At 61.2% G+C, this 12,812-nt stretch carries 13 protein-coding genes; 5 read left to right on the top strand and 8 right to left on the bottom strand.

The window, feature by feature from the left end; translation table 11 throughout:
* Position 1: 1 nt before the first annotated feature.
* The 3 genes from GA0061101_RS00470 to GA0061101_RS00480 form a co-directional block, all read right to left on the bottom strand.
* Entirely contained in the window at positions 2 to 2,203 is a 2,202-nt protein-coding gene (locus tag GA0061101_RS00470) for an RNA degradosome polyphosphate kinase (protein WP_047552932.1), read from the bottom strand.
* A gap of 78 nt (positions 2,204 to 2,281) precedes the next feature.
* Complete coding sequence (gene hdaA, locus GA0061101_RS00475; RefSeq protein WP_092572793.1) at positions 2,282 to 2,995, bottom strand: DnaA regulatory inactivator HdaA; 714 nt, start codon at positions 2,993 to 2,995, stop codon at positions 2,282 to 2,284.
* 2 nt (positions 2,996 to 2,997) lie between these two features.
* Entirely contained in the window at positions 2,998 to 4,128 is a 1,131-nt protein-coding gene (locus GA0061101_RS00480) for an AI-2E family transporter (protein WP_037194049.1), read from the bottom strand.
* A 222-nt stretch (positions 4,129 to 4,350) separates the two neighbouring features.
* On the opposite strand from GA0061101_RS00480, the gene purM reads away from it, so the two are divergent.
* On the top strand, positions 4,351 to 5,424 hold the full coding sequence (gene purM / locus GA0061101_RS00485) for a phosphoribosylformylglycinamidine cyclo-ligase (RefSeq protein WP_037194047.1): 1,074 nt from the start codon (positions 4,351 to 4,353) through the stop codon (positions 5,422 to 5,424).
* A complete protein-coding gene (gene purN / locus GA0061101_RS00490) occupies positions 5,421 to 6,092 on the top strand; it encodes a phosphoribosylglycinamide formyltransferase (protein ID WP_092572794.1) in 672 nt (223 codons plus the stop codon). The genes purM and purN overlap by 4 nt, the downstream gene beginning before the upstream one ends.
* Before the next feature lie 53 nt (positions 6,093 to 6,145).
* On the opposite strand, the gene GA0061101_RS00495 is transcribed toward purN, so the two are convergent.
* From GA0061101_RS00495 to GA0061101_RS00505, 3 genes are all read right to left on the bottom strand, one after another.
* Positions 6,146 to 7,315, bottom strand: a complete 1,170-nt coding sequence (locus tag GA0061101_RS00495; protein ID WP_092572795.1) for an alpha-D-ribose 1-methylphosphonate 5-triphosphate diphosphatase — start codon at positions 7,313 to 7,315, stop codon at positions 6,146 to 6,148.
* 148 nt (positions 7,316 to 7,463) lie between these two features.
* Entirely contained in the window at positions 7,464 to 8,057 is a 594-nt protein-coding gene (locus GA0061101_RS00500; RefSeq protein ID WP_092572796.1) for an NUDIX domain-containing protein, read from the bottom strand.
* A complete protein-coding gene (locus GA0061101_RS00505; RefSeq protein WP_245297417.1) occupies positions 8,054 to 10,177 on the bottom strand; it encodes a molybdopterin-containing oxidoreductase family protein in 2,124 nt (707 codons plus the stop codon). Before GA0061101_RS00505 ends, GA0061101_RS00500 begins: the two co-directional genes overlap by 4 nt.
* An 81-nt stretch (positions 10,178 to 10,258) precedes the next feature.
* Between GA0061101_RS00505 and GA0061101_RS00510 the strand changes: the two genes are divergently transcribed.
* Positions 10,259 to 11,110: a 23S rRNA (adenine(2030)-N(6))-methyltransferase RlmJ gene (locus tag GA0061101_RS00510; RefSeq protein WP_092572798.1), complete on the top strand. Its 852-nt coding sequence runs from the start codon at positions 10,259 to 10,261 to the stop codon at positions 11,108 to 11,110.
* 31 nt (positions 11,111 to 11,141) lie between these two features.
* On the top strand, positions 11,142 to 11,735 hold the full coding sequence (locus tag GA0061101_RS00515) for a glutathione S-transferase (protein WP_092572799.1): 594 nt from the start codon (positions 11,142 to 11,144) through the stop codon (positions 11,733 to 11,735).
* A gap of 11 nt (positions 11,736 to 11,746) precedes the next feature.
* Here the strand turns inward: GA0061101_RS00515 and GA0061101_RS40715 are convergent, their stop codons facing one another.
* Positions 11,747 to 11,881 carry a hypothetical protein gene (locus tag GA0061101_RS40715; protein ID WP_280951366.1) on the bottom strand — a complete coding sequence of 45 codons (135 nt, stop codon included), beginning with the start codon at positions 11,879 to 11,881 and terminating at the stop codon, positions 11,747 to 11,749.
* A gap of 65 nt (positions 11,882 to 11,946) precedes the next feature.
* On the opposite strand from GA0061101_RS40715, the gene GA0061101_RS39235 reads away from it, so the two are divergent.
* The gene (locus GA0061101_RS39235; protein WP_167669518.1) at positions 11,947 to 12,096 is read left to right on the top strand and encodes a hypothetical protein; all 150 of its coding nucleotides are present in this window, start codon (positions 11,947 to 11,949) and stop codon (positions 12,094 to 12,096) included.
* Here GA0061101_RS39235 and GA0061101_RS00520 read toward each other — a convergent pair whose 3' ends face one another.
* Positions 12,097 to 12,729: an outer membrane protein gene (locus GA0061101_RS00520; protein ID WP_047552905.1), complete on the bottom strand. Its 633-nt coding sequence runs from the start codon at positions 12,727 to 12,729 to the stop codon at positions 12,097 to 12,099. It abuts the gene before it with no gap.
* Between the last annotated feature and the right edge of the window lie 83 nt (positions 12,730 to 12,812).

A 12,812-nucleotide genomic window follows, 5' to 3' on the forward strand; every position in this document is an offset into this window, starting at 1 on the left:
TTTATTTGTTGCGGCCCGACAACAGCCCAGCGATCAGTTTCGGCGCACTGGATTTCAAGGCTTCACCCCGGCCGGACAGGCTGGGATTGGTCATGAAATACTGCTGCGCATTGAAAGGCTCTTCTCCCTTGCGCACTTCCGTGCGCCGTGAAGTACCGTCCGGCAATATCTCGTAGCTTTGCTGATTGTCAATGATATTGCCCAGCATGATCTGCGAAAGCACCTGTTCATGCACGGTCTTGTTGGTGAGCGGCACAAGGGTTTCGACACGGCGATCAAGGTTTCTGGGCATCATGTCGGCCGAGCCGATATAGACCAGCGCCTTGTCCGACGGCAGGCCCTGACCATTGCCGAAACAGAAGATGCGGCTGTGCTCAAGGAAGCGCCCGATGATCGACTTGACGCGGATATTCTCGGAAAGACCGGGCACCTGCGGACGCAGGCAGCAGATGCCGCGCACGACAAGATCGATCTCGACGCCGGCATTGCTGGCGCGATAAAGCGCGTCGATGATGTCGGGATCGACAAGCGAATTCATCTTCATCCAGATCGCCGCCGGGTGGCCGTTCTTGGCAAACTCGATCTCTCCCTCGATATGCTGGAGGATGCGGGTGCGAAGCGTGTAAGGCGAAACCGCGATCTTCATGTCATGTTCCGGCTCGCCGTAGCCGGTGATGAAGTTGAAGATATTCGCCATGTCATGGGCGATCTTCGGATCGCAGGTGAAGTATGACAGGTCAGTGTAGATCTTTGCGGTGACCGGATGGTAGTTGCCGGTGCCGAGATGGCAATAGGTGCGCAGCTTGCCGTCCTCGCGGCGCACGACCATCGACATCTTCGAATGGGTCTTGAGTTCGATGAAGCCGAACACGACCTGCACACCGGCGCGCTCCAGATCGCGTGCCCAGCGGATGTTTGCCTCTTCGTCGAAGCGGGCCTTGAGCTCCACCAGGGCCGTTACCGATTTGCCGAGGTCAGCCGCGTCGATCAACGCACGCACGATCGGGCTGTCGTTCGAGGTACGGTAGAGCGTCTGCTTTATCGCCAGAACGTCAGGATCGCGCGCAGCCTGGAGAAGGAACTGCACGACCACGTCGAAAGATTCGTAAGGGTGGTGGACCACCATGTCCTTTTCGCGGATGGCCGCGAAGCAATCGCCGGCGTGTTCGCGGACGCGCTCAGGAAATCGCGCATTGTAGGGCTCGAACCGCAGATCGTCGCGCGGGGCCTTGCAGATCTCGGAGAGCGTGTTGAGCGCCAGCAGGCCCGGCAGAACCGCGATGCGGTTTCCCGGCACGTTCAACGATTCCACCACGAACTGGCGAAGCTCGAGCGGCATCTCGGAATCGGTCTCGATGCGGATCACCGAGCCGCGGCGGCGGCGCTTCAGCGCGGTTTCGAAGAAGCGCACCAGATCTTCGGCTTCTTCCTCGACTTCGATATCGCTGTCTCGGATCAGGCGGAACGTACCCGAACCCTGCACTTCGTAGCCCGGATAGAGCCGGTGGATGAAGATGTTCACCACATCTTCAAGCGTGATGTAGCGAATGACGTTGCTCGCGTCCGGCAGCCGGACGAAGCGGTCGAGCGCCGGCGGCAGGCGCAGCAGCGCCGTCATCGGCTCGCGGCCGTTCATGCTCTTCAGCTGCAGCGCGATCGAGAAGCCAAGGTTCGGAATGAACGGGAACGGATGGGCCGGATCGATGGACAAAGGCGTCAGAACCGGGAAGATCGCCTGCTCGAACTCGGTGTGGAGCCATTGCCGGTCGGCCTCGGAAAGGGCGGCGGGACGGACGATCAGGATATCTTCCTTGGCAAGATATTGCTGCAGGACGGCGAGCGAGGCTTGCTGCTCCATCTGCAGATTGTCGATCTCACGCAGGATATCATCGAGCTGCTCGGCTGGCGTTTTGCCATCCGGCGTGCGCACGAGGATTTTCTGGCGGACCTGACCCTCGAGGCCGGCGACGCGCACCATGAAGAATTCGTCGAGGTTGGCGGCGGAAATGGAGAGGAAGCGGACACGCTCGAGAAGCGGATGCGCCGTGTTCAACGTCTCCTCGAGGACGCGGCGGTTGAACTGCAGCCAGGAAAATTCGCGGTTGATGAAGCGTTCAGGGCTGCTCAGCAGCTCGTTGATCGGAGGAGTGGCCTCCGGGGTCTCTTGGCTGGCGTCCTGATGTTCCGTTAGTGCCGAGTCCATGTTCCACCTACCCTCATCTCTAACCCATGTGCCACGTATATCAGTTTGACGACGGAACTGTGACAGCTCGACGTCGGCTCAATCCGGCTGACCGGAATTGCCCAGTTCATTCAATACTTCAGCGACCAGTACTCGCGTAATCCTCGTGCCTCGCCCCAGCGCCAGCCGGTCCAGCCGGTCGACGATCAGCTGCGCGGCGCTCATGGAACGCTCCATTCGATTGACGATATAAAGGACGAGTTTATCATCGATATAAAGCTGGCGGTCGGCAAAGAGTTTTACGATGACTTGCGACAGCAATTCCTCGTCCGGCTCGCCGATCTCGACCACCGTCGCAGCCTTGAGGCGGGAGCGCAGATCGGGCAGCGTGACCGGCCAGGACATCGGCCAGAGCCGCGTCGTCATCAGCAAGCTGGTGCCGTTCTCCCTAACGCTGTTGATGACATGGAAGAGCTCGGTATCGTCGAAGCCCAGGCGATCCACATCCTCGAAAATGACCGGGCCGTTTGCGGCAGCAACGGCGGCGTCCGAGCCCGCCACGGGATGGATTGATATCGCGCCGCATCTTTCACTCCAGATACTGGCAAGATGCGATTTGCCCGAGCCGATGGGACCCGCCAGGATCACCACCGGCGACGGCCAATGCGGCCAGGAATCGACGATCTTCACCGCCGCGCTCAAGGGATCGGCGACGAGCAGGTCGTCGCGACCGCTTGCGGGGTCGTGCGTAAAGGCCAAGGGTAGCTGTTCGGCGGGTTTGCGCCTCACATCAGCATTCTTTGCGTCTGTCATGTCTAGTTGTTCTCGGGCTTTCCGGCCTTGGCTCTGCGCGCCTTGCCGGCTTCCGAGCGTCCGTAATAGAGATCGCTCTGAAGGTATCGCGAAAGGGCAAAACGAACAAGGACGCCGCAGGCGGCGGCGGCAGGAACTGCGACCAGCAGACCGACGAAGCCGAAGAGAGCGCCGAAGGCGAAAAGCGCAAACATCAGCCAGACGGGATGCAAGCCGACGCTTTCGCCCACGAGCTTCGGCTGCAGCACATTGCCCTCGAGGAATTGGCCGGTGAAGAAGACGGCGAGCGTCAGGCCGACCCAGAGATAGTCGGGCCAGAACTGGACCAGCGCCACTCCAACAGCCAGAATGAGGCCGACCAGCGAACCGACATAGGGTATGAAGCTTATCATGCCCGTGAACAGGCCGATCAAAAGGCCGAAGTTCAAGCCGACGAGCGAAAGACCGACGCCGTAATATATGCCGAGAATGATGCAGAGCGAGCCCTGCCCGCGAATGAAGCCCGCGATCGCCTGGTTGACCTCCGTTGCGATCTGACGGACGGTGGCGACGTGGTCGCGCGGTATCCAGTCATCCACCTTGGCGATCATCCGGTCCCAGTCGAGCAATATGTAGAATGCGACGACCGGCGTGACGACCAGCAGCGAGATGATGTTGACGAGGGCCTTGCCGGAGCTCCAGATCTGCGCAAACAGACCGCCGACAAAGCTCAGGCCATCGGACATTATGCTGGAGAAATTGTCCTTGATCGCGCCGAGCTGATTGCGGATCCAATCGGGCAGCACCATCGTCTGCGCCTTGGCGACGAGCTGCTGCATTTGCTGCACATAGGCCGGTATCTGCTGGATGAAATCGTTGAACTGATTGATGATGATCGGAATGACGATCGTCAGCGCCAGCGCGAAGACCAGCACGAATGAGACAAGAATGACCACCGTCGCCATCAGGCGGCTGAGGCCGATCCTTTCGAGCCGGTCGGCGACCGGATCGAGAAAATAGGCAACCGCCATGCCCGCTATGAACGGCAGCAGGATCGTGCTGAAGAGATAAAGAAAGCCGATGAAGACGACGAGCACGATCACCCAGAAAGTGAGTTGCCGCTTGAGGCTCGCCCCGCTGACTTTTTGCTCCATCGACTTCCCCGCTGTTTCCGGCCCGTCTGCCGCTTGCTTAGGACATAGGATGATGCTGCAATTATGGTCAAGCCTGCGGCCGGAAATCGGCCTGTTGCGCTGTGAAGCGGGGAAAATCGAGGGGTTGGCCGCCCTTGCGCCTTGCATAAACGCCCCTATCATGCAATGGCGACCCGATCAGAGCCCTGTCGCGACGGAAGGGCGGCCATCGGAGGCGGAAGCATGAGCCAGTCTGGAAAAAACGGTCTGACCTATAGCGACGCGGGCGTCGATATCGATGCCGGCAATCTGCTGGTCGAAAAGATCAAACCCGCCGTGCGCTCGACGCGCCGTCCCGGCGCCGACGGCGAAATCGGCGGCTTTGGAGGTCTCTTCGATCTCAAGGCCGCAGGCTTCACCGATCCGGTGCTGGTCGCCGCCAATGACGGCGTCGGCACCAAGCTGAAGATCGCCATCGATGCGAACTATCATGACACCGTCGGCATCGACCTCGTCGCCATGTGCGTGAACGACCTCGTCGTCCAGGGTGCGGAGCCGCTGTTCTTCCTCGATTACTTCGCCACCGGCAAGCTCGATCCCGATCAGGGCGCGGCGATTGTCGGCGGCATCGCGGCCGGCTGCCGCGAGGCGGGCTGCGCACTGATCGGCGGCGAGACGGCTGAGATGCCGGGCATGTATTCCGACGGTGATTACGATCTGGCGGGCTTCGCCGTCGGCGCGGCCGAGCGCGGCCAGTTGCTGCCATCGGGCGACATCGCCGAAGGCGACATCATTCTCGGCCTCGCCTCCTCGGGCGTGCATTCCAACGGCTTCTCGCTGGTGCGCAAGATCGTAGAGATTTCCGGCCTCGGCTGGGACGCGCCGGCGCCTTTCGCAGAAGGCAAGGCACTTGGCGAAGCGCTGCTGACGCCGACGCGCATCTATGTGAAGCCCTTGCTGAAAGCCATCCGCGAGACACATGCGCTCAAGGCGCTCGCCCATATCACCGGTGGCGGCTTTCCCGAAAATATCCCGCGCGTGCTGCCGAAGCATCTGGCCGCCGAAATCGATCTTGCCGCCGTCAAGGTGCCGCCGGTCTTCTCCTGGCTCGCCAAGACGGGCGGCGTCGAGGCCAAGGAAATGCTGCGCACCTTCAACTGCGGCATCGGCATGATCGTGGTCGTGGCGGCAGACAATGTTGCAGCCGTGAAGGCAGCGCTCGAAGCCGAAGGCGAGGCTGTGGTAACACTCGGCCGCATGATTGCTCGCACCGAAGACGCTGGAGGCACGGTCTACAAGGGTACGCTCGCTCTATGAACACGCCGCGTAAACGCGTCGTCGTCTTCATTTCCGGCGGCGGCTCCAACATGATGGCCCTTTTGAAGGCGACGGCGGCTCCCGACTATCCGGCTGAGATCGTCGCCGTCATCGCCGACAAGGCGGATGCCGGCGGACTGGCAAAAGCTGCTGCCGAGGGCATCGCCACCTTCGCCTTGGTCCGCAAGGATTTTACCAGCAAGGACGCCCACGAAGAGGCGATCCTCTCGCAGCTGGAAGCCTTGTCTCCCGACATCATCTGCCTTGCGGGCTACATGCGGCTGCTTTCCGGCCGCTTCATCCAGCGCTATGAAGGTCGGATCATCAATATCCACCCTTCCCTGCTGCCGCTCTTTCCCGGTCTGCACACGCATCAACGCGCCATCGACGCCGGCATGCGCGTTGCCGGCTGCACAGTGCATTTCGTCACCGAGGGCATGGACGAAGGCCCGGTGATCGGCCAGGCGGCCGTGCCGGTGTTGACCGGCGATACGGCGGACGCGTTGGCTGCCCGTGTGCTGACGGTCGAACATCAGCTCTATCCGCAATCCCTGCGGCTGCTCGCGGAAGGCAAAGTCGGGATGGAAGACGGCAAGGCCATCAGCCTTGCCAGAACAGCTGCCGCCCATGGACGGCAGGTCGTGTCACTGCTTGGGGACATGGCTTAAATAGAGAGTTATGGAGCCGAACGGCGCCCTAATTCGCCCCTTCGATTTTCTCTTCAAGCCGCAATCGCCATCAGCGGATGCAGCGTGCCGTCGCTATAGACGATGCGGCCGCCACGGAAGGTCGCGCGAATGCGGTGAACCGAGCCGGGTTCGACGGCAACCAGATCGGCAAGCTGGCCGACGGCGATCTCGCCGCGATCATTGAGGCCGGCCGAACGGGCAGCATTGGCGCTTGCCATGGCAACCGCCGCCGGCAGGCCACCGCCAACAACCTCCGCAATCTTGAAGATCGCCGGCACGAAAGCAGCCGGGTGATAATCGGCGGCGATGATGCCGAGCAGGCCGGCGCGGGCAGCGTCCAGGGCGCTGAGATTGCCGGACATGGACTGACCGCGCAGCGCGTTCGGCGCACCCATCAGCGTCCAGAGGCCGCGGCGGCAAGCCTCTTCGGCGGCCGGTCCCGTTACTGGAAACTCGCTGATGGTCACGCCGAGATCGTGCATCGCCGCCACTTTCTCGGCGCTGTCGTCATCATGCGAGGCGAGCGACAGCTTGTGCTTCAGCGAAAGCTCGACCACATCGTGCAGCTTGCGTTCGATTTCCGGATCCTGGCGCTGGGCGATGCGCTTCGCCACGACTTCCTCGGCAGCCTCGCGCGACATGGCGCGACGCTCGGACATGCTGCGGATGTAGCTCTCGATATCGTTGTACTGCCCCTGCCCAGGCGTGTGGTCGGTCAGGGAGACCATGTCGATGTCGCCGTCCTCCAAAAGCCGCTCCAGGGTCAGCGCCGCGCCCAGATTGGTAATTTCATAGCGGGCATGAACGCGGTGATCGATCAGGAGGTCATTGCGCAAATTGTTGATGCCGCGGATCACAGCCGAGGTGGTTTCGAGCGAACGGACGTGACCGTAGACGCTTTCGGTCGCAAAGGAGAGCGCGGCAAAGGCGGTAGTGACGCCAGCGGCGGCCAGCTTCTTGTCCAGCTCGTGAATGCCGAAATCGATCGGCATCATGGCGTTCGGCCGCGGCGCGATCTCGCGCTCAATCATATCGCAATGCAGATCGACGAACCCGGGCATCAGCAGGCGTCCGCCGCCATCGAAGGTCGCCTGCTCCACCGGCTCGGAGCGGATTTCGGCAATCACGCCATCCTCGATGCGCACGGCACCCCGGTCGACGACTTCATTGGGAAGAACGAGCGTGAAATTGCTGAGCCACATCGGCTTTCTCCTGAAACAGTGTCTATCATCTGAAAGGCACGGACACGTCCGGACGTCTTCGGCCAGCACGCCCCGGTAGTCTCGATTCGTGACACGGTGATGAAGGCGGCAGCAAAGTTTTGGGCCTAGCTCCCTGACTTCGATGGACCTACTGCAGGCTCGCCCTGTTCAGGGTCGCCCATTGCAGCAGAATGACCGTCTTGGCATCGTGGATATCGCCCGCCTCGATCATTGCCATCGCATCGGACAATCGAATTTCCAACACCTCGATATCCTCATGCTCCTCGGCAAGCCCACCGCCATCGGCGACCCGATCGGACGTATCGATCACGGCGGCAAAAAAATGGATGATCTCGGTCACGGCACCCGGCGAGGTCATCGCCTTGAAGAGAAATCGGACATCGCGCACGCGAAACCCGGTCTCCTCCATGGCCTCGCGCCGGATCGCTGCCTCCGGCTCGTCGCCATCGAGCAGGCCGGCGGGCACTTCGATCATCCATGCCGGCAGGCCGGCAAGCTGCGACGGCAGACGGTATTGCCGGACGAGCACGACCGTCTCACGGGCGGGATCGTAGAGCAGGATGCAGGCGGCCGGCGTGCGGTGATAGATCTCGCGCTTCAGGCGATGCTTCTCGCCGCGCGAATCCGTGTAGTCGACATCATAGCTGCTGAGCCGGGTCCATTGATCCGCCAATGTCTTCTCGTTGACGATTTCGGCTTTCGCCTTTCCGAATTCGCTCATGCCATATCCTTGCGCAGCCATACCTTGTTATCGTGAACGGCCGCACCGCCGTAGGGCGCGACCGGATCAGCTCCGGTGAGGACGTTGATGCCCTCGCCATCGACATGGGCCTTATTCGGCCAGAGACCCTCGGCGATCAGCACACCCGGCTTCACCTCTGTCGTCACGCGCGCATGGAGGCGGATGTCGCCTCTCGCATTGCCGATGCGGACCAGATCGCCATGGATGACATCGAGCGCCGCGGCATCGGCCGGATTGATCATCACCTCGGGGCGGCCTTCCTTCTGCCGCGACGTCCTGGTTTCCGCGAAGCTCGAATTCAGAAAGTTGCGCGACGGCGAGGTGGCGAGCCTGAACGGATGATCCGGATCGGCCACTTCGATGACATCGACCTGATCCGGGAATTCCGGCAACTCCACATGAGGACCGAGCAATCCGACTGACGCAGGCGGGCGGTTTGGGGCCGGCTGGTTGACCCAGTCCGGGCGGAACCGGAACTTGCCGTCGGGATGGCCAAAGCCGTTCAGAAAATGCGCATCCTCGAAAGCCGGCTGACGATCGAACCATTTATGCTCGAGGAAATAATCGTAATCCGGCAAGCCGCTCCTCGACAGAACCCGGTCGATCATCTCGCGGGCGGAAAAGCCGAAGCCGGGGCGATCTGCGACCCCAAGACGCTTGGCCAACTCCTCGATGACGAAGAGATTGCTGCGCACGGTCGGCGGCGGCTCGACCAGCTTCGGGCCAAGAAGAATATGATTCTGGCCGCCGGCGCGGTAGATGTCGTCATGCTCGACGAACATGGTGGCGGGAATGACGATATCGGCCATCTCGGCCGTGTCGGTCATGAACTGCTCGTGCACGGCAACGAAGAGATCGGAACGGGCAAAGCCGCGCTTCACCAGCCTTTGCTCGGGCGCGATGTTCACCGGATTGGTATTCTGGATCAGCATGGCCGTCACCGGCCCGCGATGGCGAAGCGCCACGGCATCGCCTGTCAGCGCCCGGCCGATCTGCGACTGGTCGATCATGCGGATATCCAGATCCTTCATGGACCGGCCGGTCAGCTCGCTCGCGTCCATGCGGAAGATATCGCTGTTCGAATGAAAGGCGCCGCCGCCCTCATATTGCCAGGAACCGAGAACGGTGGCGATCGAGGCGGCCGCATGCATGGCGATGGCGCCGTTGCGCTGGCGCGTGAAACCGTAACCGAGACGGAAATAGGTTTTCTTCGTCGTCCCCACCAGCTTTGCGAAGGCCTCGATCTCATCCACCGAAAGGCCGGTAATGCCAGCTGCCCAGGCCGGGGTCTTCGACTTCAGATGTTCTTCGAGGCCTGCCGGATCATCGGCATATCTGGCCATGTAGGCGCGGTCGGCATAGCCATCGCGGAAGGCGACGTGCATGACGGCGCAGGCGAGCGCCGCATCCGTGCCGGGTTTGACGATCAGCGCCAGATCGGCCTGCTTCATCGTCGGATTGTCATAGATATCGACGACGACGACCTTGGCGCCGCGCTCCTTGCGGGATTTGACCGCGTGGGTCATCACATTGACCTGCGTCGCGACCGCATTCGTGCCCCAGATGACGACGCAGTCGGTGCGGCCCATCTCCCGCGGATCGGGGCCGCGCAGCACGCCCGTCGCCATGGTGAAGCCGGTCCAGGCCGGATTGGTGCAGATCGAGGAAAAGAAGCCGGAATAGCGTTTCGCATGGCGAAGGCGATCGATGGAATCGCGTTGGACCCAGCCCATGGTGCCGGCATAAAAATAAGGCCAGATCGCCTCGCTGCCGTCCTTGGCTTCGGCCTTGACGAAAGCCTCGGCGATCTCGTCCAGCGCATCGTCCCAGGAAATCTCCTGCCAACGCCCCTCGCCCTTGGCGCCGGCGCGGCGCAGCGGCTTCATCAGACGATCGGGATGATAGAGGCGCTCGGCATAGCGGGCGACCTTGGCGCAGATGACGCCGGCTGTGTAGGAATGATCATTGGCGCCACGGACGCGGCCGATCCGGCCGTCGTCCATCAGATCGATCTCCAGCGCGCAGGTTGACGGACAGTCATGCGGACAGGCCGTGTGACCAATGCGGGATTTGGCTTGAATAGGGGTCGCAATGTTCATGATGTTTCTATATTTCAAGCGATGACCGGCCACTAGGGATAATCCGGCCCATCGCAACAATTCATGCGGACTTCACCGACAATGAACTATCGGCATATCTATCACGCGGGCAACTTCGCCGATGTGCTCAAGCACGCGGTGCTCGCCCGCCTCGTCCGCTACATGCAGAACAAGGACAAAGCGTTCCGTGTTCTGGACACCCATGCCGGCATCGGGCTCTACGATCTCTCTTTGGAGGAAGCGCAGAAGACCGGGGAATGGCAAGATGGTATCGGCCGGCTGCTCGAAGCGGAACTCGTGCCCCAGGTCGCGGATTTGCTGGAGCCCTATCTGACCGCCGTTCGCGAGCTCAATCCCGAAGGCGGCCTGCAATTCTATCCCGGTTCGCCGAAGCTTGCCCGCATGCTGTTCCGTCCGCAGGACCGGCTATCAGCCATGGAGCTGCACCCCGAGGACTTCCAGCGGCTGCACCGGCTGTTCGAAGGCGACCACCATGCGCGCATCACCGAGCTTGACGGCTGGCTGGCGCTCGGCGCGCATCTGCCGCCGAAGGAGAAGCGCGGCATCGTGCTGGTCGACCCGCCCTTCGAGGAAGACGGCGAATATGAGCGGCTGGTCGGCGGCTTGGCGAAAGCCTGGCACCGCTTTCCCGGCGGCACCTATTGCCTCTGGTATCCGATCAAGAAGGACGCGCCGATCAAGCAGTTTCACGAAGCACTGCAGGCATTGGAGGTGCCGAAGATGCTCTGCGCGGAGTTGACGGTCAAAAGCGACCGCGGCTTCGCCGGGCTTACCGGCTCCGGCCTCATCATCGTCAATCCGCCCTTCACGTTGAAGGACGAGTTGCATGCGCTGTTGCCGGCGCTGAAGGATCTGCTGGCGCAGGACCGTTTCGCCTCGCAACGCGCCTTCTGGCTGCGCGGCGAACATTGAATTTCCTCCCGCCCATCCCACAGGTGATCCCATGAGACTTCTCTGCTCCTCCACCTCCCCCTTTTCCAGCAAGGTGCGCATGGCGGCCCGCCATCTCGGCATCAAACTCGAGGAGATCCGCGTCGATACCAATGCCGGGCCGGCGCTACTCGTCGACAACAATCCGCTGGGCAAGATCCCGACCTTGCTGACCGACGATGGCGACGCCATTTTCGACAGCCGCGCCATCATGCATTACTTCGACCGGCAGGAGGGTGGCCTTTATCCTTCCAAGAAGGGTAAGCGCACCGAGGCTGAAGTTCTGGAAGCGCTGTGCGACGGTACCATGGAGTGCCTTCTGTCGATTGTTTACGAGCGGCGCCTCCGCGAACCCGAAAAGCAGCACCAGCCTTGGATCGATCGGCAGTGGACGAAGGCAAGCCGCGCGCTCGCCCACCTGGATGCAGAGCCACCGAAGATCGGCAAGAAGCTGCATGCGGGACATTTCGCGCTTGCCTCCCTTATCGGCTATCTGCAGCTCCGCTTCGAAGGCCAATGGGAGGCGGACCATGCGGAGCTTATCAACTGGGCGAGCAAGTTCGAAAAGCATTTCCCCGACTATCCGGCGATGAAGCCGCAGGCCTGACGCTGTCTCGCTTAGCTCCAGTATACATCGCCGTTCCTCACGAAATCGACAAAGGCGCGCAAGGCCGTCGGTAATTGCCGACGGCTCGGATAATAGAGGAAGAAGCCGGAATAGTAGGGGCACCAGTCCTCCAGCATGCGGATCATCCGGCCATCCTACCTTTCTCTCCTGCAAGCGAATTCCACGCTGCCAACCGACAAAGGAGAAAGTCATGGGTGCTTGCTTCATCACAGGTGCACCGCGCGGCTTCGGCGCTCTCATCACCCAGGAAGCCCTCACCCGCATAAATATTCAGAAGCATGAAATAGAAAAAGCCGGGGCAAGAGCCCCGGCTTTTTCTTCATTCCATACTGTCAAGTGATTAGAACTTCACGCCGATACCGACCTTGACGCTCTGCTCGTCGAAGCCGCGCGAGAAGCTGCCGGAGTCGAGGTTGAAGGTCTTCTTGCCGTAGTCGGTGTAACGGTACTCAAGGCGAGCCGTGATGTTGCTGGTGATGAAGGTTTCAGCACCTGCACCGACCGTGTAACCAACAGCCGTCTTGCTTTCAGACGAGGTATCGTCCGAGAGCTTGTTCTGGCCGAGCGCCAGACCAGCCGTGCCATACAGCATGAACGGGTTGAAATCGTAACCGAGACGGCCGCGAACCGAGCCATTGACGCCGTTCTTGGCTGTCAGGCCATTGCGGGACGTCTCCGAGTCGGCGTAACCGAGGTCACCTTCGACACCGTATACGATCTGTCCCTGCTGCCAGTTGTAGCCGGTGAAGGCACCACCGCCGAAGGCGTAGGTGTTGCCGGTGCGGTTGAAGTGACCCTTGTTCCAGTCGCCTTCGCCACCGATGTAGAAGCCGGACCAATTGTTGACGACCGGAGCTGCTTCCTGAGCGACGGGCGGCTGCGGAACCTGCTCAACAGCGTCGGCAGCCTGAGCTGCGGTGTAGCCGCCGAGAGCGAAAGCGGAGACCATGAGGGTCGTTACGAGAGTACGCATACTTTTCTCCTTTCAGTCCCGTGTGCTTCGTCTACAATCTTTGACTTCGAAGCGTCACGAGCAATTAAAATAAATCCCTCCCG

Source organism: Martinezella lusitana (genome assembly GCF_900094565.1).
GTDB classification, from domain to species: domain Bacteria; phylum Pseudomonadota; class Alphaproteobacteria; order Rhizobiales; family Rhizobiaceae; genus Rhizobium; species Rhizobium lusitanum.

What these genes read in the sequence shown, in the direction of transcription:
- GA0061101_RS00470 (WP_047552932.1), bottom strand. Translation starts at nt 2,203, where the DNA reads ATGGACTCGGCACTAACGGAACATCAGGACGCCAGCCAAGAGACCCCG.
- hdaA (WP_092572793.1), bottom strand. Translation starts at nt 2,995, where the DNA reads ATGACAGACGCAAAGAATGCTGATGTGAGGCGCAAACCCGCCGAACAG.
- GA0061101_RS00480 (WP_037194049.1), bottom strand. Translation starts at nt 4,128, where the DNA reads ATGGAGCAAAAAGTCAGCGGGGCGAGCCTCAAGCGGCAACTCACTTTC.
- purM (WP_037194047.1), top strand. Translation starts at nt 4,351, where the DNA reads ATGAGCCAGTCTGGAAAAAACGGTCTGACCTATAGCGACGCGGGCGTC.
- purN (WP_092572794.1), top strand. Translation starts at nt 5,421, where the DNA reads ATGAACACGCCGCGTAAACGCGTCGTCGTCTTCATTTCCGGCGGCGGC.
- GA0061101_RS00495 (WP_092572795.1), bottom strand. Translation starts at nt 7,315, where the DNA reads ATGTGGCTCAGCAATTTCACGCTCGTTCTTCCCAATGAAGTCGTCGAC.
- GA0061101_RS00500 (WP_092572796.1), bottom strand. Translation starts at nt 8,057, where the DNA reads ATGAGCGAATTCGGAAAGGCGAAAGCCGAAATCGTCAACGAGAAGACA.
- GA0061101_RS00505 (WP_245297417.1), bottom strand. Translation starts at nt 10,177, where the DNA reads ATGAACATTGCGACCCCTATTCAAGCCAAATCCCGCATTGGTCACACG.
- GA0061101_RS00510 (WP_092572798.1), top strand. Translation starts at nt 10,259, where the DNA reads ATGAACTATCGGCATATCTATCACGCGGGCAACTTCGCCGATGTGCTC.
- GA0061101_RS00515 (WP_092572799.1), top strand. Translation starts at nt 11,142, where the DNA reads ATGAGACTTCTCTGCTCCTCCACCTCCCCCTTTTCCAGCAAGGTGCGC.
- GA0061101_RS40715 (WP_280951366.1), bottom strand. Translation starts at nt 11,881, where the DNA reads ATGATCCGCATGCTGGAGGACTGGTGCCCCTACTATTCCGGCTTCTTC.
- GA0061101_RS39235 (WP_167669518.1), top strand. Translation starts at nt 11,947, where the DNA reads ATGGGTGCTTGCTTCATCACAGGTGCACCGCGCGGCTTCGGCGCTCTC.
- GA0061101_RS00520 (WP_047552905.1), bottom strand. Translation starts at nt 12,729, where the DNA reads ATGCGTACTCTCGTAACGACCCTCATGGTCTCCGCTTTCGCTCTCGGC.